Source organism: Pandoraea sp. PE-S2R-1 (assembly GCF_002179865.1).
In the GTDB taxonomy this organism is placed as follows: Bacteria; Pseudomonadota; Gammaproteobacteria; order Burkholderiales; family Burkholderiaceae; genus Pandoraea.
The window spans coordinates 105267-123426 of sequence record NZ_NGUR01000016.1; the positions used below are offsets into that span (position 1 = coordinate 105267).

At 64.0% G+C, this 18160-nt stretch carries 17 protein-coding genes; 3 read left to right on the forward strand and 14 right to left on the reverse strand.

Annotated features, from left to right (window positions below; translation table 11 throughout):
* Nucleotides 1–238: 238 nt before the first annotated feature.
* The 10 genes from CDV44_RS23210 to CDV44_RS23255 form a co-directional block, all read right to left on the reverse strand.
* On the reverse strand, nt 239–607 hold the full coding sequence (locus CDV44_RS23210) for an EscU/YscU/HrcU family type III secretion system export apparatus switch protein (RefSeq protein ID WP_087690956.1): 369 nt from the start codon (nt 605–607) through the stop codon (nt 239–241).
* Nucleotides 604–2031 carry a flagellar hook-length control protein FliK gene (locus CDV44_RS23215; RefSeq protein WP_087690959.1) on the reverse strand — a complete coding sequence of 476 codons (1428 nt, stop codon included), beginning with the start codon at nt 2029–2031 and terminating at the stop codon, nt 604–606. The genes CDV44_RS23210 and CDV44_RS23215 overlap by 4 nt, the downstream gene beginning before the upstream one ends.
* A gap of 70 nt (nt 2032–2101) precedes the next feature.
* Nucleotides 2102–2440, reverse strand: a complete 339-nt coding sequence (locus CDV44_RS23220) for a flagellar protein FliT (protein WP_058376534.1) — start codon at nt 2438–2440, stop codon at nt 2102–2104.
* A complete protein-coding gene (gene fliS, locus CDV44_RS23225) occupies nt 2433–2867 on the reverse strand; it encodes a flagellar export chaperone FliS (protein WP_058376533.1) in 435 nt (144 codons plus the stop codon). The genes CDV44_RS23220 and fliS overlap by 8 nt, the downstream gene beginning before the upstream one ends.
* Nucleotides 2868–2909: 42 nt before the next feature.
* The gene (fliD, locus tag CDV44_RS23230; protein WP_087690961.1) at nt 2910–5012 is read right to left on the reverse strand and encodes a flagellar filament capping protein FliD; all 2103 of its coding nucleotides are present in this window, start codon (nt 5010–5012) and stop codon (nt 2910–2912) included.
* A gap of 157 nt (nt 5013–5169) precedes the next feature.
* Nucleotides 5170–6582: a flagellin gene (locus tag CDV44_RS23235; protein ID WP_087690963.1), complete on the reverse strand. Its 1413-nt coding sequence runs from the start codon at nt 6580–6582 to the stop codon at nt 5170–5172.
* A 448-nt stretch (nt 6583–7030) separates the two neighbouring features.
* Complete coding sequence (locus CDV44_RS23240) at nt 7031–7690, reverse strand: response regulator transcription factor (RefSeq protein WP_058376530.1); 660 nt, start codon at nt 7688–7690, stop codon at nt 7031–7033.
* Nucleotides 7687–8601, reverse strand: coding sequence for a sensor histidine kinase (locus tag CDV44_RS23245; protein ID WP_087690965.1), 915 nt, complete (start codon nt 8599–8601; stop codon nt 7687–7689). Before CDV44_RS23245 ends, CDV44_RS23240 begins: the two co-directional genes overlap by 4 nt.
* A gap of 369 nt (nt 8602–8970) precedes the next feature.
* Nucleotides 8971–10365: a sensor histidine kinase gene (locus CDV44_RS23250; protein WP_249277678.1), complete on the reverse strand. Its 1395-nt coding sequence runs from the start codon at nt 10363–10365 to the stop codon at nt 8971–8973.
* A complete protein-coding gene (locus CDV44_RS23255) occupies nt 10358–11029 on the reverse strand; it encodes a response regulator transcription factor (protein ID WP_058376527.1) in 672 nt (223 codons plus the stop codon). The genes CDV44_RS23250 and CDV44_RS23255 overlap by 8 nt, the downstream gene beginning before the upstream one ends.
* Nucleotides 11030–11300: 271 nt before the next feature.
* Between CDV44_RS23255 and CDV44_RS23260 the strand changes: the two genes are divergently transcribed.
* The 3 genes from CDV44_RS23260 (at nt 11301) to CDV44_RS23270 (ending at nt 14357) form a co-directional block, all read left to right on the forward strand.
* Nucleotides 11301–12341, forward strand: a complete 1041-nt coding sequence (locus CDV44_RS23260) for an ABC transporter substrate-binding protein (RefSeq protein WP_087690967.1) — start codon at nt 11301–11303, stop codon at nt 12339–12341.
* Between the two features lie 183 nt (nt 12342–12524).
* Nucleotides 12525–13376, forward strand: a complete 852-nt coding sequence (locus CDV44_RS23265; RefSeq protein WP_249277679.1) for an ABC transporter ATP-binding protein — start codon at nt 12525–12527, stop codon at nt 13374–13376.
* A gap of 111 nt (nt 13377–13487) precedes the next feature.
* The gene (locus CDV44_RS23270) at nt 13488–14357 is read left to right on the forward strand and encodes an ABC transporter permease (protein ID WP_170936083.1); all 870 of its coding nucleotides are present in this window, start codon (nt 13488–13490) and stop codon (nt 14355–14357) included.
* Nucleotides 14358–14471: 114 nt separating this feature from the next.
* Here the strand turns inward: CDV44_RS23270 and CDV44_RS23275 are convergent, their stop codons facing one another.
* The 4 genes from CDV44_RS23275 to CDV44_RS23290 all read right to left on the reverse strand — a co-directional run bounded on the left by CDV44_RS23275 (nt 14472) and on the right by CDV44_RS23290 (nt 17995).
* Nucleotides 14472–15074, reverse strand: coding sequence for a YSC84-related protein (locus CDV44_RS23275; RefSeq protein ID WP_087690969.1), 603 nt, complete (start codon nt 15072–15074; stop codon nt 14472–14474).
* Between the two features lie 317 nt (nt 15075–15391).
* On the reverse strand, nt 15392–15919 hold the full coding sequence (locus CDV44_RS23280) for a hypothetical protein (RefSeq protein WP_087690971.1): 528 nt from the start codon (nt 15917–15919) through the stop codon (nt 15392–15394).
* 46 nt (nt 15920–15965) lie between these two features.
* Nucleotides 15966–16754, reverse strand: a complete 789-nt coding sequence (locus CDV44_RS23285; protein ID WP_087691195.1) for a response regulator — start codon at nt 16752–16754, stop codon at nt 15966–15968.
* Nucleotides 16755–16828: 74 nt separating this feature from the next.
* Nucleotides 16829–17995: an ATP-binding protein gene (locus CDV44_RS23290; protein ID WP_249277680.1), complete on the reverse strand. Its 1167-nt coding sequence runs from the start codon at nt 17993–17995 to the stop codon at nt 16829–16831.
* Between the last annotated feature and the right edge of the window lie 165 nt (nt 17996–18160).

Below are 18160 nucleotides of genomic sequence, written 5' to 3' on the forward strand. Positions count from 1 at the left end.
GTCATGTCGGTCATGTCGAAAAGGGCGAGCATCTTGGCCGCTAAGACAAAACACTCGAAGGACATGCTAGTGACGCGAGGCAGGCCGTGCCCGTGGGGCGGCGCTCTCAATCAGTGACGGCACGGCGCAAAGCCGCATGAACGCTCACTTGACGAGTGATCGTCTTGAACACGCGAAGGGAAAAATTCGGAAGGTTCACGGTGCACGCCGACAGGCAACGCGCACCGTGCCATGCGACTCAGGCGTCGTTGCCCGTCGCCGTCTGCGATGCAGGGGGTGTGGACGCCGCTGCATCGGCTTGCGGCCCCAAGATGCCCGGCGGCAACTGCGGCGGCTTGCCGCCCCGGCCCGCTTCCAGTTTGTAGAGCCACGCGAGCAATTCCGCCACGGCCTGATACAACTGCGCGGGGATGCGCTGATCGAGATCGACCTGCATGAGCAGACTGACCAGCTCCGGCGATTCATGCACGTACAGACCATGCTCGCGCGCCGTGCGCACGATGGTCTCCGCAAGCAGACCGTAGCCCTTGGCCACCACACGTGGTGCGGTGTCCTTCGCGCCATAAGCGAGGGCGACGGCGGTGCGGCGTTCCGGTGGCAACGTCATGCTGTGCCTCCGCTCGTGGTGGCGTCCCCGGCCGATGCGATCGGCACCGGCAGTTCGGCAGCGCTCTGATCCGCATTACCGCTGACATCGGCGGCATTCCCCGCCGTGCTCACACCCGCTGCCTGTGTCGCGGCTTGCGCTTCCAGCGCGCCGAACGACAACTGACTGGCGATGAGTCCGACGGCGGCCAGCCGCTGCCGCAGATCTTCGCCTTCACCTGCCAACGTCGTGGCCGAGTCTGACGAATCGGCGAGTACCCGCGCCTGCAATTGCTGCCCCGACAGTCCAAGCGTGACATCGACCGTACCCAGCGACGGCAGCGTCAGACGTAGATGCGTGTGCCACGTCGACGGCGCGGGGGCGTCTCCCGGGGCTTGTTGAGCGGCACGCTCTTCGACCTGCCATTCCATCGGCGCGCCCGGCCATGCCATGCCGTTCCACTGAAATTGCGGATTGACCAGCATGTCGAGCTGCTGGCGCACGAGCGTCACGCTTTCGGCCGGTGTATTCGCTACCGCCGCAATCGCGCCCGCGGCGCCGTGCGGCTGGGCATTCGCCGTTGACGGATCGGTGCCTCCCACGAGGAGTGCGTCCGCTTCCCGGCCGGTCGGCAACACGCTGCTCGTCGTGTGCGCCACGCTGGCCGCATGGGCCAGCGCGGTCGCCGTGTTCGGCAAATTGGCACTGGTATGCAAACCACCGTCACCGCCATCCGCCTGATTGGCCACGCCCGGTTGCGCAGGCGCCGCCGCTGCCGTCGATGCCGAGGGTAAGGACGGCAATGAACCGACGCCCAACGCCGGCCATCCGGTGGCGAGGGCTGCCTCACCGCCCGCCGGACCGAGCAAACGCGTGAGGGGACCGGGGCCCGGCAGCGTCGCGTCGGCGCCCGCAGCGCGCAATTGCGCCGCGAGGTTGGCCGACGCGGGCCAGCGCAACTGCGGCTCGGCCTGCAACTGTTCGAACGAGCGGCTGCCCGAGGCCCACTGCGAAAGATGCGATTCGTAAAAGAGGCCGCTTGCCGACAGCGCTTCCTTGAGCGCTGCGGCGACCAACGGTGCCAGCGCCGGTGCGCCCGTACCGGGGGCCGCCGGCCAGACAGGGGTGCCGGCCTGTACCGGGCCGGGTGACTCAGGGGCGAGTCGCAGAATGGTGTCGATCGTGCGTGCCGCCGCCGAGAGCGTGGCTTGCTGCACGGGCGTGGGCACGCGCCCTGCGGTTTGCGCAGGCGCATTGCCGATGCCGGTGGCACCTTGAGAGGTTTGGGTGGTGAGGTTCGCCGGTGCGGATGTCGCGTCGCCGGCCGGCGGGGCACCGGCGACGGCGCCGGGCGCTGCCGACGACGAGACGCCCTGCCCGAAGCCGAGCAGCGAATCGAGCCGCCGCGCGAGGGTGGCGGCGACTACCGAGTCGAGACCGGCCATGCCGTACTCCGTATTTCGTGTTGCGTGTTACGAGATGACAGGCGAAAGACACCGCGCTGCTGCGCGGGCCTCAGGCGCCCAGATTCAAGCCGTAGACTTCGTGCAGGGCACGTTGACGGCGCGTGCTGTTGATCATGGCGTCGAGATGCGCAAGACGCGGCACCGCAAGGTCGCGAATGGCGGCATCGTCCGCGAGAATCCGGCGAATGATCGCATGCTTGCGCGCACGCTCATCTTCGCTGAGCGGCAGCGCGGCGTCGAGCTGCTTGATCGCGTCGACCTGGGCGCGATACTGCGTCTCGAGATCGATCAGGGCATCCCAGTCGCCTTCACGGGCAACGCCGAGCATGCGCTCGGTGAGGCCGGCAATGCTTTCGTAGCAGTTCAACAAGGTTGTGGCTTCATTCATAGCGCACTCCGGTGCCCGCCTGTGCGGCGGGGGCACCCGTGCCGGCGGCCGGCGCGATTTCTCGCCAGGCCGATGCAATCGTGTCGAGCAGGGTGTCGACTTCTCGTACCTTGGCGACGTCGTTCTCGAGATTTGCCTCCAGCAGACGCCGCCCCATGTAGTCGTACAGATCGCCAAGGTTACGCGACAGTTCCCCGCCGACTTCCATATCCAGACCGTCGCGAAGACCGCCGATGATACCGATGGCCTTCGAGAGCGCCTGTCCCCGCTCGGGGATGCGGCCGTCTTCAAAATGCACGCGTGCTTTGGTGAGGGCCGCTTTGGCACCATCGAACAGCATCATGATGAGCTGGTGCGGACTCGCGGCAATGACGCCCGTCTCGAGTCCGACCTTGCGATACGCGTTGGCGGCGTTTTGACCGTACATGACTTTCTCCGGAGCGCGGACGTGATTGCGCGTACCGTGCGCTTACTTCGAGGACGACGAAGAGGACGAACCACCGAGCACCTGCTTGAGGTAGTCGCTGGTGTTTTGCAGCTTGGCCATCGTCGCATCCAGTGCCGTGAACTGGGCGAGATAGCGGTTCTGCATCTGCGTCATCTGGTCCTGCCAGTCGCTTTCCTGTTGCTGCACCTGCTTGATGCTGGCGTTCAGGTTCGACTGGGCCGTGCTGATCGCACCCTTCGCGCTCAGGAAGTTGCTGACCTGATTCGACAGCAGCGACGCATAGCCTTGCGAGAAGTTGATCGTGCCGCGATTGCCGAGATTGGTGCCGGTGACCTGAATCTTGAGGCCATCGGTCTGCGACCCGGCCGCGCCGGTCAAAAACTGACCGCTGCCCGTGGCGATCACGCCGCCGATCGAGCCGCCGACGTCCACGCCGTCGACGCTGGGCGACACGCCCGTGCCGAACAGCGCGGTCATGGCATTGCCCGACGTGACGCGCACGTTCGAGGCGGAGCCATAACGGTTCGACGTAATCGAGAGAACGCCGTTGGTTTGCTTGACGGTCACCGACGAGCCATTGGTGACGAACTGCGAGTTCCCGTTGATGGCCGCTTGCAACGCCGATGCCATCTTATCCGGCGTGTAGATGCCGTTCGGGATGGTGATCGACGTGCTCTTACCGTCGACCTGCACCGTCAACGTGTTGTTGGTGCCGTCGATGATGGTGTTCGCGCCCAGCGTGGCGTTCGACGTGAGCGTGCCCTGGGTCGCCAGGCGCGTAATCACCACGTCGTACTGACCCGGCTGCGTATTGCTGGTCGAGCCTTGGTAGCTGATCAGGCTGTCGGTGGTCGTGCCGTTGGTCGCCAGCAGCGAGGCAAGCTGAGCGAACCCGCCCGAAGCGATGGCCTTTTGCAGCTTGGTCGAGTCGACCGCGAGCTGACCCGAGGTATCGGTGGCGCTGCCGGTGCCGTCGCCAGCCTGGAACGTCACGCCGATATCGGCCAGCGATGTCAGCACCGACCCCGAGACCCCCGGCAGCTTGCCGTTCAGGATCTGCTGGATCTGCGTGGTGATCATCTGCGTGGTCGTATCGCCGATCAGCGGACCGTTGTTGTTCGAGGTGCTGCCCGGCGTGGCGCTCGACTTGTCGAAATACGTCAGCTTGCCGATGGCCGATTGCAGCGTGTTGTACGCCGTGACGAAATCGTTGACCGACTTGCTGACGCCATCGCTGTTGTTGCTCACGCTGACCGTGGTCGAGCCGGTCTTGAGCAGCGTCATCGACAGACCCTGTACGGCGCTCTTCACGGTATTGGTCGGGCTCGACACCGCCAGACCATTGATGGTCAGGTTGGCGTTCTGGCCTGCTGCGGTCTGCGTCAGGTTCTGCGTGCCGGTCGGGTCGTACGCCAGCATGTTCGTGAGCGTGCTGTCGCCGCCTGCTGCGACGTCGACTTTCATGCTCATCGTCTGACCGGTCTGCGTCGAAGTCAGCACCAACCGGTTCGGCGTGGCGCTGCCGTCGTTCACGATCGTGGCCGTCACACCGCCGTTGGCGGCGTTGATGGCGTCGCGAATGCCTTGCAGCGAGTTGTTCGTGTTGGTGATCGTGACGCTAAACGGCGCTTGCTGCGCGTTCGGCGAGAAGCTGGCGCCGGCGTACGTGCCGTTGGTGAGCGTGCCGCCCGAAATCGTGCCGAAGCTGAAGGTCAGCTTGGTGGACGTGCCGCTGCCGATCGAGGCGGCGGGGTCCGACACGCCCGACGTCGTCAAGCTCTGCGCTTGCGCCAATTGGGTCGTGTTGATCGTGTAGCTGCCCGCTTTCGCCGTGGTATCTGCCGACGCAGTCAGGAACGTCGCGTCGCCCGGCGTAGCCGTCATTTGCAAGAACGACGATGCCGAGGACAGCGCCGACAGCGACGTTTGGAACGAACTAAGTGCCGATTGCAGGCTGCCGAGTGCCGATACCTTGGTCTGGTAGCTGGCCTCTTGCGACTTGAGCAAGTTGAGCTTTTGCGTGGCCGGCTGCATCAGACTGGTGACGAGCGCGTTGACGTCCAGCCCGGAGCCAATGCCCGGTGACGAAATAGAGCCCGTTGTAGAACTGCCGGTAGTCGCCATAAATTGCTCACTCTTTAAATTAGTTGCTCAACGCGCAAAACGCCGGCGCAAAAAATTACAGCCTTTGTAATGCTTGCGGCGACGCCCCCCGTGAAGGTGGCGCCGCCGGCGGCCCGGCCGAGTTGCCGCCGGGCGTTACACCATGCCAAACAGGCGCTTACTGGAGAAGCTTCAGCACTTGTTGCGGCAGTTGGTTTGCCTGAGCCAGCATCGAGATGCCTGCTTGTTGCAGAATCTGCGACTTGGTCAGGTTAGCCGTTTCAGCAGCGTAGTCGGTGTCTTGCACGCCCGAACGCGCCGAGGTCAGGTTTTGCGTCGTGGTCGACAGGCTCGAAATCGTCGACTGGAAGCGGTTTTGAATTGCGCCCAGGGTCGATTGCAGCGTGTCAACGGTGCCGATGGCCGAGTCGATTTGCGACAGCATCAGCGTGGCGCTGTTGACCGTCTTCACGTCGGCTTGTGCCAGGCTACCGCTCGTAGCGTACGTCGTGGCAGTCGTCGGCAGGCCCAGCTTGGTCAGCGTTGCCGCCGTACCGCCGCTGATCTGGAACGACGAACCCGAGCTCAGGTGCATCTTGCCGGCGGTGTCGACATACGCGTTCACGCCGCTGTTCGACGAGTTGATCGCGTTGGCCAGGTCGGTGGCGCTGTTCATCTTGCCGGTGATGTTGGTTGCCTTACCGTTCACGGTCAGGACCAGATCGCCGGTAGCCAGCGTTTGCGAGAACGTCGAAGCGACGGCGGTCGACGTGCTCGTCGTACCGGCGGCGCCAGCGGCCACAGCCAGACCCAGCGTGGTGGCGTCAGCGCCAGCAATCGTCAGCGTTTGCGTCGGATCGGTGTTGGTGACCGCGATTTCGCCAGCCGAGTTGACCGAAGCGACGTTGCCCGTGAAACCGGCGCTTTGTGCAGCCGTGTTGATGGCCGTTGCCAGGTCTGCCGAGCTGTTGTACGTACCGGCCTTGACGTTCACTGCCGTGCCTGCGCCCAGTTGGACGGTCATGGCAGCAACGGTGAAGCTCAGCGGGTTCGTGGCCGAGGTCGTTTGTGCGACCGAGCCGATGCTGGAGATGGTCATGCTTTGTTGCAGGTTGACCGAGATGGTCTGGCCTGCGTTGGCACCGACTTGGAAGTTCGCCGTGCCCATCGAGCCGTCGAGCACGTTCAGGCCGTTGAACGACGTTTGCGTTGCCAGGCGGTTCACTTCAGCCAGACGCTGTTGAACTTCTTGGTCCAGTGCAGCGCGGTCCGAAGCCGAGTTCGTCGAGTTCGTCGACTGAACGGCCAGCGTACGGATGCGTTGCAGGTTGTCCGTGATCGACGACAGGGCGCCCGCAGCGGTTTGCACCAGCGAGATACCGTCGTTGGCGTTGCGCTGAGCTTGCTGCGTGCCGTTGATCTGGGCCGACATACGGTCCGTGATCGCGAGGCCGGCGGCATCGTCAGCAGCGCTGTTGATGCGCATGCCCGACGACAGACGGGTGATCGAGGTCTGCAGGCCCGATTGCGACGTATTCAGGTTACGTTGAGCAACCAGCGAGAAGATATTGGTATTGATGACAGATGACATTTAGCCACTCCTTTCCCAAAATTTTTGGCTCCGGCGTAAGTGCCGTAACTTTGGCCTTACAGCCATTCGCCGAAAGCCGCCGTTGTAGGGGATATCGGACGGCCTTTGGGAAAATTTAGGGTGGTTTTGCAAAATGCTCTGCCGCCCCCCATCGACTGGCATCGTCGATGTCGGAAAAACGCTAGTAAGCCAGTCTACGAAATTCCTCCACGATTGATCCGGCAAGGAAAGGGGCAAAGTGCCGCCAATTCAAGTCCGGTAAGGCTCGGAGAGGTAACGGCCTGCGCTGCACACTGTGGCGCTCAGGTCGACATTGCCGGGCGCCGCGAGACCGGGCACCGCGCGCAAAATATTTTTTGCAGGGATGAAAAAATATTGCCGCCCGAGGGGCGGCAATAGGGGTGTTACGGTTTGCGCTTACTAACTTAGACGCAAGTTAGACGCAAGGTCAGGCGCACATCGGCCCCATCTCGGCACTGACCAGCCCGTGTTGCATCACGTAATACGTGAGCTCGGCGTTGTTGTTCAGCCGCATCTTCTCGAGCAGGCGCGTGCGGTACACGCTCACGGTCTTCACCGAGAGCGAGAGTGCGTTGGCGATGTCGGTCAGGCGCTTGCCCGAGCCGATCATGCACAGCGTCTGGTATTCACGATCGGACAGACGTTCGTGCGGCGGCTGGTCGGCGTCCGGTCCGAGATAGTCGGCCAGCGTCTCGGCCACCATCGGGCTCACGTACTTGCGTCCCGCCGCGACCTGACGCACGGCCGACACCAACTGCTGGGCGTTCGATCGTTTGCTCAAATAACCGGCAGCACCGGCTTTGAGTGCGCGCAAGGCAAACTGGCCTTCGCCGTACATGCTGAAGATCATCACCGGCAGGCGCGGGTGTTTGCGTCGCAGGGTCTTGAGAATCTCTAGACCGTTCGTGTCGGGTAGCGAAATATCGAGCAGGACGATGTCCCACTGCGCGGCTTCTGTCATCTCCAGCGCTTCCGCGCCGCAATCGGCTTCGCCGATAACGGCGATGCTCCCGCTATCGGAGAGCAACTGCCGGACGCCCTGGCGCACGATGGCGTGGTCGTCGACGATGAGCACTCTAAGCGTCATGATGCGTATCCGTGAAGGGCAAGCGATTCCGGGGCTTTGAGACCGGCAGCGAGCGCCGCTGTCGGGACCGACAGGATCTGGTGCCAGGGAAGACGTGCGCTCACGAGCGTCCCCGATCCTTGAACACTGCCAATACGTAGCGTGCCGCCGAGCGCCGTACAGCGCTCGCGCATACCAACCAGTCCGAAATGTCCGTGCTTGCGACGCGCGCCGCGGGCTACGCCGCAACCGTCGTCGGAAATCGTAAGTTTGAGTGAACGGTGGCTGCTGTCGAGCGCCACGACCACACGCGTAGCGCGTGCGTGCCGGGCGACGTTAGTCAGCGCTTCCTGCGCAATGCGGTACAGCGCGAGCATTGCATCGGGGGTGAGGTTTGTCACACGCTCGCGCGTGATGTCGTCGCAACGCCAGATGCACGTGAGGCCGCTTTGCTCGCCAAAGCCGCGCAGCCAGACGCGCAGTGCCGGCACGAGGCCCGCATCGAGCGCCGGTGGACGGTGGCGGCCGACGAGTTCGTCGGCGGCATCTTGTGCCGCGTTGGCGGCGTTCTGAATCTGGGTGCAGAGGGATTGCCATTCGGCGGCATCGGCCGGCGCTCGCGCCGACAGGCGCGCCACAACCAGTTGCAATGCCGTGAGCTGGGCGCCCAGCCCGTCGTGCATCTCTTGTGCGATACGCGTGCGCTCGGCTTCGCGTGCGGCGTCGATCTTTCGGGCTACCGACTGTGCGAGCGGACGTGCCACGGCGGCGCGCGCAGGGCGCAAGGCCGGCTCGGGCGCCTCGTGCGGCAACACCACGCCACTTGCGGCGGGCAGGTCCGATACCGGCGTCACGGCACGCGAGTGCAACGCATCGTCAAGCGACACGCGACGTCTCGCAGCCTGTGCGGCAGGATCGACGAGATACGGCATGGAGATAAATCCCTGAGAGAAAAAGTCTCGTGCCACAACCCACGCGGCGAGACCCACATTCAATTTAACAAACTTTACATTTCGTCACAATTACACGCGGCGGGCACCCGCATGGTTGACAGCGAAGTGTAACTAATTGATTTGGATCAAGAAGTTTCCACTTGCTTGAGGAGGATTCTACGATGGCCCCAAATATATCAGGGTTTGTCCTAGCGCATCCAGTCGAGCGTATGTTTCAAACGACATTTCCGATCTAAACAATTGTAACGCCTTAATTTTTATCGCGACTTCATACGGATGTTATTTTCTTTCAGTCGTCCGCCCGGGTTTACGTGTGCACTTTCGGTGCCGGTCTCTTTGCCGTGTTCCCTATCGGGCGTTGCTTTCGGCCTCCGAACTGAGCGGTAGCGACACGGTCACGATCAGGCCGCGCCCGTCCTCGCCCGGCGAGAGCGTGACGGTGCCGTGACTGGCGGCAACGATTTCCTTGACGATGGCGAGCCCCAGGCCGGTGCCCGGCTGGCCCGGCGGCGCGTTGCGGTAGAAGCGCTCGAACACGCGCTGACGCGCTTCGGCGTGAATGCCGGGGCCGTCGTCGATCACTCGCAGGTGCGCGACGTGGTCCGCGCTGTCGATGGCCACGGTGACGCGTCCGCCCTCGTGGATGTAGCGGATCGCATTGTCGACAAGATTCATGACCATCGCATGAAAGAGGCCGCCGTTGCCGGCCACCCACACGTGGGTATGGGCCGATTCGAATCCCAGATCAATGTTGCGCCGCTGCGCCAGCGCGACCAGCTCTTCAAGCACGCCCGCCGCCACCGCCACGAGATCGACCCGCGAGCGCGAGAACGCCGGGGTGTCGGCGGCTTCCGCCTGCGACAGCAACAACAGCTTGTTGGTCAGGTCGGCCAGCCCCCGGCTGCTGGTCTGCATGGCGGTGAGCACGTCCGCCAGCGCGGCCCGGTCGTCGAGCTGGGCGGCGAACTGCAACTGGGTGTCGAGCAGGGTGAGCGGCGTGCGCAACTGATGTGCGGCGTCGGCCACGAAGCGCCGTTGCTGCTGCGCCTGCGCGGAGAGCCGCTGGATGCACAAATTAATGGCATCGACGATCGGGCGCAGCTCGGTCTGCAATTGACCGGCGCGAATCGGCACCAGCTCTTGCGGCGAGCGTCCGGCCACTTCGTCTTTCAGCCGGATGAGCGGATGCAGCTCGACCGTCAGCCCGATCAGCACCAGCAGGGCGGCGAGCGCGGCCATGGCGATCTGCCGGTGCAGCGAGGGCTCCCACAACTCGGCGAGCATCCGGTCGTGCGCGTACATCGTCTCGGCGACCACCACCGCGACGCGGTGCGGCGTGCCCGAGTCGTACATCGTGCGCACGAAACTGATCACGCGCAGCGGCTCGCCGTTGTAAGTCACGTTGGCATAGGCCGGCACCGTGGCCGGGAACAGCGCCGGGTGCGGAAAGTCGGGCGGTCCGGCAAGCAACTGGCCGCGCTCGGTGATGACCTGATAGAACACGCGATCGTGCGCCGGCGATGCGAACAACTCCAGCGCCGACGGCGGCACGCTCGCCCGCAGCGCACCGTCCACCCAAGCGATTTGCCCGGCGATGACCTGCGCCGAGGTGAGCAGCGCGCGGTCCTGCACGAGTTCGGCCGTGTCGTGGGCGCTGCGATAGGCCAGCCACGCGCTCGCGCCGATGTAGAGCGAGAGCGGCAGCATCAGCCACATCAGCAGTCTGACGCGCAGGCTAAGCATCTTTTTCGCGCAACAGGTAGCCGAGTCCGCGCAGGGTCATGATGGCCGCGCGGCTCGCTTCGAGCTTCTTGCGCAGACGATGGATATAGATCTCGATAGCATCGGCGCTCGGCTCGTCGTCCAGACCGAAGACGCCATCGACGAGCGCGCTCTTGGCGACGGTCTTGCCTTGCTTGCGCATCAGAATCTCGAGCACGGCGTGTTCGCGCGACGGCAGTGCGAGCGGCGTGCCCGCAATGGTGAACTGCCGTGTGCCCGTGTGATAGCCCAGATCGGCACACACGAAGTCGGCGCTTTGCTCGGGGGCGTGGCGTCGGGCCAGCGCCTTCACCCGGGCAATCAGCTCGCGCACTTCGAAGGGCTTGACGAGATAGTCGTCGGCGCCCGCGCCAAGACAATCGACCTTTTCGTCGACCGAGCCGCTCGCGGTCAGGATGATGACCGGCACGTTGTTGCGCCGCTCGCGCAGCCGGCGCAGCACGTGTTTGCCGCCGAGCTTCGGGAGCATGAGGTCGAGCAGCACCACGTCGTAGGTTTCGGTTTGCAACAGGCGGTCGGCCGCATCGCCGTCGCGTGCAGCGTCGACGGTGAAGTTGTCGTCGCGCAGCATGCGGGCGAGCCAGTGGGCGAGGGTGTCGTTGTCTTCGATCAGCAAGAGTTTCATGACGGCTAAGGCGAAATGCCTGCGGGAGCGCCCCGGAGTGTGCCCGCTGTGCACGGGCAAGCCAACAGCGGGTAAACACCCACCCGTTGCCGGCGAAAACCTGCATGGGACGAAAGCTCGATGAAAGCTTCGTTTTTCTACAATCCGCCAGAAGGCAGATGAAAGGATCGCTGCCTTGACCTCGATGCACCGTCACACCGTTGCCCGAGGCCAGCCGAAACCGCACCGCGCGGGTCCGGCCCATTATCCCTAAAACAATGGAGACACCACAATGCGAGCAAGCCTTGGCCTGCGCCTGCCGAAAGCCCTTGTGAAACCTGTTCTCGCCAGCGTGTTCGGCGTGGCATTGGCAGCTGCCAGTGCGCCGGGCTTTGCCGCCGATAGCGGCAAGGTCACGATCATGGTGGGCGGCATCACGAAGATGGTTTATCTGCCGGCCAAGCTTGCCGAGCAACTCGGCTACTTCAAGGACGAAGGCCTGAACGTCGAACTGCTCTCGCAGCCGGCCGGCGTGGACGCCGAGAACGAATTGCTCGCCGGTGCCGTGCAGGCCGTGGTGGGTTTCTACGATCACTCGATCGACTTGCAGAGCAAGGGCAAGGAAATTCAGGCGATCGTGATCTTCGGTCAGGTGCCGGGCGAGGTCGAGCTCGTCAACACGAAGAGCAAAGACACCATCAAGAGCATGGCCGACGTGAAGGGCAAGACCCTCGGCGTCACCGGTCTCGGCTCGTCGACCAACTTCCTCACGCAGTACCTCGCGGCCAAGCACGGCATCCCGTCGTCGCAGTACTCGGTGCTGCCGGTGGGCGCTGACAACACGTTTATCGCCGCCATCAAGCAGAACCGCATCGACGCGGGCATGACGACCGAGCCGACCGCCTCGCAGTTGCTCAAGACGGGCGACGCCGCCGTGCTGGTCGACATGCGCACGATGGAAGGCACCGTCGCGGCACTGGGCGGCGCTTACCCGGCATCGAGCCTCTACGTGCAACGTGCGTGGCTCGACAAGCACAAGCCGGAAGCCGCCAAGCTCGCGCGTGCGTTCGTGAAGACGCTCAAGTTCATCAACACGCACTCGGCCGCCGAGATCGCCGACAAGATGCCGAAGGACTACTACGGCAACAACAAGGCGCTGTACGTGCAGGCTCTGCAAAACTCGCTGCCGATGTATTCGCCGGACGGCCGCATGCCGAACGGTGGTCCCGAGACCGTTCTGAAGGTGCTCGCCGCGTTCAATCCGAACGTCAAGGGCAAGCACATCGATCTGTCGAAGACGTACACCAATGAGTTCGTCGATCAGGCCAAGTAACTGATCCGCCCGACTCGCCTCTCTTGACCCGGTAGTACCGGCGCGCGGTCGCTACGACGCCGCGTCAACTGAACCAGCATCCGAGCCGCCCGCACCTGACCCCCGTCCGGTGTGCGGGCGCGCTCACCCCTTGAATTGGCGCAACGCCGCCGATAGCCCGTCGACGTACCAGAGGAGCTGAGCATGACTCAGACGATTAGCCAGACTCACACCCCCGCCGCTCCGGCACCGGCCCGTGCGGCCAGCGCGGTCTCGCGCGACACGCCGGCCATCGAGTTCGACAACGTGTCGTGCCGTTTCATCTCGCCCGACGGCAAAGCGACTATCGCGCTGCGCAACTTCAGCATGTCGGTGGCGCGTGGCGAGTTCGTCGCCATCGTTGGCCCGACCGGCTGCGGCAAGTCGACCACGCTGTCGATGATTACCGGGCTGCTGCGCCCGACCGCCGGCTCGGTGCGCGTGATGGGCCAGACCGTGAACGGCATCGATCCGCGCATCGGCTTCGTGTTCCAGAACGACGCGGTGTTTCCGTGGCGCAGCGTGCGCGAGAACGTGGCCGCCGGCCCGCTGTTTCGCGGCCAGTCGAAGGACGCTGCGTACGCGCTGGCCGATCAGTGGATCAAGCGCGTGGGGCTCGACAAGTTTGGCGGTCACTATCCGCACCAGCTCTCGGGCGGCATGCGCAAGCGCGTGGCGCTCGCACAGACGTTCATCAACGGCCCCGAAATTCTGCTGATGGACGAGCCGTTCTCGGCGCTCGACATGCAAACGCGCACGCTCATGCAGGACGAGCTGCTGCAACTGTGGTCGTCGACGTCGGGCTCGGTGGTGTTCGTCACGCACGATCTGGAAGAAGCGATCGCGCTGGCCGACCGGGTGTTCGTGCTGACGGCGCGTCCGGCCACGCTCAAGAACGTGTACACGATCGACCTGCCGCGTCCGCGCGTGATGTCGGAGATTCGTTACGAACAACGCTTCATCGATATCTCGCGCGAGATCTGGGCTGACCTGCGCGAAGAAGTGAAGATCGGTTGATGTCGTGACCGGGCCAACATCTTCAGTGGATCGCCCGGTGATGAACAGTGTCATGGAAAGTGAATTGACGGGCCGCGCAGCCGCGCGTGCCCATGCCGTCAGGAGGAGGGCATGAACATGAGTGAACAGGCCGTGCTGGCAGGTTTCGGCGACGCCGATCTCGCGCGCGAGGAAGCCGCCGCGCAACGTCGTATCAAGCAACGCCGCGCGCTGGTGATCTTTCTGCGCGTCGCGATTCTGGTGGTTGGTCTCGGTGGCTGGGAAGTGGCCGCGCGTATCGGCTGGATCGATCCGTTCTTCTTCTCGCAGCCGACGTTGATCGTCGAGCAGATTTACGACTGGTGCGTAAATGGCACGTCGCAAGGACCGCTGTGGGCGCAGGTGCTCGTCACGCTCGAAGAGACGGTGCTCGGCTTTCTCATCGGCGGTGTGGCCGGTGTGATCTGCGGCATCGTGCTCGGACGTAACAAGCTGCTCTCCGATGTGTTGAGCCTCTACATCCAGATTGCCAACTCGATTCCGCGTGTGGTGCTGGGCTCGATCTTCGTGATCGCGTTCGGTCTGGGCATGGCTTCGAAGGTAGCGCTCGCGGTGGTGATGGTGTTCTTCGTGGTGTTCGCCAATGCGTTTCAGGGCGTGCGTGAAGCCGATCGCTACATGATTGCCAATGCGCAGATTCTCGGCGCATCGCGTCGTCAGGTCACGATGGCGGTGGTGATTCCGTCGGCGTTGTCGTGGATTCTCGCCAGCCTGCACGTGAGCTTCGGTTTCGCGCTCGTCGGTGCGGTCGTCGGTGAGTTCCTCGGGTCGAAGCAAGGCATCGGCCTGTTGATCTCGACGGCGCAGGGCGCGTTCAACGCGAGCGGTGTGTTCGCGGCGATGATCGTGCTCGCAGCGGTCGCGCTCGGTGCGGATTATTTGCTGACCTCGCTTGAAAAGCGTTTGCTGAAGTGGCGTCCGGCAGCTTTCAGTAACGAGTAAGCGGCATCGTCGCGCAGCAGCGACGTGCAATAGCGGCATGCAGAAACAACGGCGCCACCCCGCGAAGGGTGGCGCCGTTTTCCTTTGGAGCACTGCGAGCCCGAAGGCTCAGCGTCAGATCTTCAGCTTGGTGACCTTCGTGCCTTCGACGTTCAGGTTGGCCATCAGGCCGGCGTTGGTCATCACGATCACTTCCACGGGCGACGTGGCCGTGTTCAGGTCGACCGCGCCGTTGGCACCGATCTTGACCACCGCGACAGAAGCGTCGGCACCGGCCGTCCAGCCGTCGGTGCGCTGGAATTTGTCGAGGGCGTCCTGCGTCATGAACAGGAAGATCACGGCCTTCGACTGTGCGCCGATTTGCAGGCCGAACGATGCCGTCACCGTGTTGTAGTAACCCTGCGTGTTGCCGCCTACGCGCAGCGCGCCTTCACCATATTCGCCACCCACGACGAAGCCGGCTTGCAGCACGGACGGGAAGACCAGCACGCCACGGGCCTTGCTGACCAGTTCGCGTGAGCCCTTCACCGAGGCGTACATCTTGTCGAGTGCGCCGTTCACCGAGGCATCGATTTCGCGGCGCTTGTTGGCATTGGCGCCCGGCGAGCTATCGCTCTTGTCGGCTTGCGACGGCGTGGTCGTCGTGCAACCGGCAAGCGCAAAGGCGGCCGCGGCAACGGCGACAGAAGTTTTCATCAGGAAATCACGTTTTTGCATTTTCTCCCTCCAGAAGCGTGGGCCGCTTGGACAGTGTCGCGGCATGGATTCGGATAAAACGTCATGTCGTGGCGAGCGCCCGGGACATTCGGGGCGGGCGGCCCGCTACGGCGGTGAAGCGGATGATGAGGTCGATGCTTCGGTATCCGATGGAGACCGGGACAGGCGTCGGGCGAGCGCGTTTGCGAAGTCGCAACGGTGGCCTGAAGGGCGTCGACATGACGTCGATTATGCGGCGTCTACCGGCTTTGTCAAGAAATTCGCGCAATAAGTTCTGCTAACTTGCGCCGATCTCGCGCTAACTTGTAGGAGTCTGCCTACGTGCACTTGCGCATGTATTCTTCCTTGAGCGCTTTGCGTGGGTTTGTGCGTGTAGGAATGTCGATGCGATTGCCGTTGGGCTGTACCACCGGGCGATCGCGGGTGTAGACCGCCTTGTCGGGCGTGTTGGCTATTTTGTCGGCAAGGGCTTTGCATTCTTCGCGTTGCGTCGGCGAGACCGGAGCGGCGGAGGCCGACTGTTCGGCGGCCTGATTGCGGGCGGCCTGTGAACACTGTTCGGCCGGCAAGGCGCGGCCCACGCTATCGAAGCACACGGGGGTCTGGGCGAGTGCGAGGCCGCTGGTGCCAAGCATGGCGAGTGCGACGCCCGCACGCAAGAGCGGCCCGGGCCTCAGCGTGTGAGATGACGCGTGCCGGAGACGGAAGCGCGAGACGAAAGAGACAAACGGAACAAGAGAGACGGCGGCGGTGCGGGGCGCCGTGATCGGCGTGAGGCTCGCGGATGGCGCAATGCGAAGCGGCGGGACAGACATCGGGGACAGCGTGGCGGTGCGGCGGGGCATCGTCAATCTCCTCAATGACAGCACACCCGTGGATGCGCGGGTGCGCCTATTCTGGCACTGCGCCGGGCGGGTTGTCGATAGCCGCGACATCGTGCCGCGCCGCGAGCCGCCCCGGCCGGTCGGTGCGCAACTCCAGCCGGTAGCCCACGCCGTAGATCGAACGGACGATCTCTTCGTCCGGGCGAATCGCCTGCAACTTGCGCCGCAGATTCTTGATGTGACTGTCGACGGTGCGGTCGGCGACCACACGATGATCGTCGTACATACGATCGAGCAGATGCGCGCGCGGAAACGTTTTGTCGGGGTGACTGGCCAGTGTGGCGAGCAACCGGAGTTCGACGGGCGTGAGCGGTAATTCATGACCATCGAGCCGCGCGTGATGGCGTACGGCGTCGATGATCAGTGCCGGTTGTTGCGGTACGACCTCGTGCGCAATGGCTGCCGCGGCGCTCGCCGGGCCGCGCACACGGCGCAGGATGGCTTTGACGCGGGCGACGACTTCGCGCGGGCTGAACGGCTTGCAGATGTAGTCGTCGGCGCCGAGCTCGAGGCCGAGCAACCGGTCGGTTTCGGCGGCGCGCGCTGTGAGCATGACGACTGGGACTTCGGAGATTTCGCGAACGGCGCGGCACACTTCCAGACCGTCCATGCCCGGCAACATCAGGTCGAGCAGGATCAGGCGCGGCTCCGTCGCGCGCACGGCCGGCAGCACGTCGCGCCCGTCGGAGAGAATTCGGCAAGGCATGCCTGCGACGCGCAGATATTCCGCGAGTAACGCCGCCAGCTTCGGCTCGTCTTCGACGATCAGAATCGGCGCGGTGTCGGGCAGCGTCATGGCGTCGGTCGGTGAGCGCAACGGGGCGCCTTTGTCGGCAAATGTCTGCAAAGCGATGTTCATTGCGGCCTGTGTCAACAAAGGGTTGTCAGTGTGCTGGTAGAGAACGCGGCACCGGGTGCCGGTTCATCGCCGGTGCCGGACAGAGGCGTGCCGAACGTGCCGCCCAAGGCGCCACCCAACGCACCGCCGAGTGCGCCATTGAACGCGGAGAGACACGAGTTGTTGCGGTGGCACGGCAGGGTAATCGAAAGCGCGAGTCCGCCCAATGGGGAATGGCGCGCGACGATCTGACCGCCGTGCGCTTCGACAATGTGTTTGCACAGCGCCAGCCCCAGTCCTGCGCCTCCGCTGCGCCGGCTGCGCGAGGCTTCCACACGGAAGAGGCGCTCGAACAGACGCGGCAGTGCGTCGTCGGGAACACCGGGCGCGGAATCTTCGATTTCGAGCCGCAATTGCGCGCCGCTCGACGACAGATACACCCGCGCTGCGCCGCCGCCATCGGTGTAACGCAGCGAATTCTCGAACAGATTGCCGAGCAACTGCGTCAGGCGGTGCAGGTCGCCATCGACGGTGAGCACGTCGTCGGGCATGTGCACGGTGAGCGCGATGCCCTTTGCTTCGAACCAGTCGCGAAAGGCAGTGACGGTCGTTGCAACGCGTTCGGTCATATCGACCGGTGCAAATTGGTAAGTGAGCGCGCCGATGTCGGAGAGCGAGAGCTCGTAGAGGTCGTCGATCAGCTTGGCCAGCAGCGAGACTTCGACGCGCAGCGACGCCAGTGCGTCTTGCGTGAGCGGGCGCACGCCGTCTTCCATGGCCTCGATTTCGCCGCGCAGCACCGAAAGGGGCGTGCGCAACTCGTGCGAAATGTCGGCGAGCAGATCGCGGCGCAACTGATCATTGTGCGCAAGCGTGTCGGCCAGCCGGTTCAGGTCGGCCGCGAGCCGGGCGAGTTCGTCGGCGCCCACGGTGGGCGCACGCACGCTGTAGTCGCCCATGGCCATGCGGTGCGTGGCTTCGAGCAGCGGCGTGACGGGCACGAGCAGCCGTTGCGCGACCCGAATCGCGACGGCACCCAGTGCGGCAATGCCGAGCAACGCCAGATAGAACAGGTTGTCGCCGGCCAGCCAGCTATGCCCGTTCAGCGCGGCGCGCACGACGAACGCCGTGGCCGCCATGGTGACCAGGCCGGTCGCGAAGATCGCGAGGAACAGCTTGCGCGTGATGCCGGAGTTCATGCGTGGGTTGACCGGGTGGCTTCGTTGATCGAGGTGGCGACGAAATAGCGACGACATGGCGACGAAATCGCGACAAGGTGGCGAAAGCGTCGATGGCGCGCCATTTTCTCAGCTTCACGGTGACACGCGCCGTGCCTCCACAAATTTTCCACTATTTGTGCGCAC

Bases quoted from the DNA above. Each gene is read 5' to 3' on its own strand.
- CDV44_RS23210 (WP_087690956.1), bottom strand. From the start codon at position 607: ATGACGTTGCCACCGGAACGCCGCACCGCCGTCGCCCTCGCTTATGGC.
- CDV44_RS23215 (WP_087690959.1), bottom strand. From the start codon at position 2,031: ATGGCCGGTCTCGACTCGGTAGTCGCCGCCACCCTCGCGCGGCGGCTC.
- CDV44_RS23220 (WP_058376534.1), bottom strand. From the start codon at position 2,440: ATGAATGAAGCCACAACCTTGTTGAACTGCTACGAAAGCATTGCCGGC.
- fliS (WP_058376533.1), bottom strand. From the start codon at position 2,867: ATGTACGGTCAAAACGCCGCCAACGCGTATCGCAAGGTCGGACTCGAG.
- fliD (WP_087690961.1), bottom strand. From the start codon at position 5,012: ATGGCGACTACCGGCAGTTCTACAACGGGCTCTATTTCGTCACCGGGC.
- CDV44_RS23235 (WP_087690963.1), bottom strand. From the start codon at position 6,582: ATGTCATCTGTCATCAATACCAATATCTTCTCGCTGGTTGCTCAACGT.
- CDV44_RS23240 (WP_058376530.1), bottom strand. From the start codon at position 7,690: ATGACGCTTAGAGTGCTCATCGTCGACGACCACGCCATCGTGCGCCAG.
- CDV44_RS23245 (WP_087690965.1), bottom strand. From the start codon at position 8,601: ATGCCGTATCTCGTCGATCCTGCCGCACAGGCTGCGAGACGTCGCGTG.
- CDV44_RS23250 (WP_249277678.1), bottom strand. From the start codon at position 10,365: ATGCTTAGCCTGCGCGTCAGACTGCTGATGTGGCTGATGCTGCCGCTC.
- CDV44_RS23255 (WP_058376527.1), bottom strand. From the start codon at position 11,029: ATGAAACTCTTGCTGATCGAAGACAACGACACCCTCGCCCACTGGCTC.
- CDV44_RS23260 (WP_087690967.1), top strand. From the start codon at position 11,301: ATGCGAGCAAGCCTTGGCCTGCGCCTGCCGAAAGCCCTTGTGAAACCT.
- CDV44_RS23265 (WP_249277679.1), top strand. From the start codon at position 12,525: ATGACTCAGACGATTAGCCAGACTCACACCCCCGCCGCTCCGGCACCG.
- CDV44_RS23270 (WP_170936083.1), top strand. From the start codon at position 13,488: ATGAACATGAGTGAACAGGCCGTGCTGGCAGGTTTCGGCGACGCCGAT.
- CDV44_RS23275 (WP_087690969.1), bottom strand. From the start codon at position 15,074: ATGCAAAAACGTGATTTCCTGATGAAAACTTCTGTCGCCGTTGCCGCG.
- CDV44_RS23280 (WP_087690971.1), bottom strand. From the start codon at position 15,919: ATGCCCCGCCGCACCGCCACGCTGTCCCCGATGTCTGTCCCGCCGCTT.
- CDV44_RS23285 (WP_087691195.1), bottom strand. From the start codon at position 16,754: ATGACGCTGCCCGACACCGCGCCGATTCTGATCGTCGAAGACGAGCCG.
- CDV44_RS23290 (WP_249277680.1), bottom strand. From the start codon at position 17,995: ATGAACTCCGGCATCACGCGCAAGCTGTTCCTCGCGATCTTCGCGACC.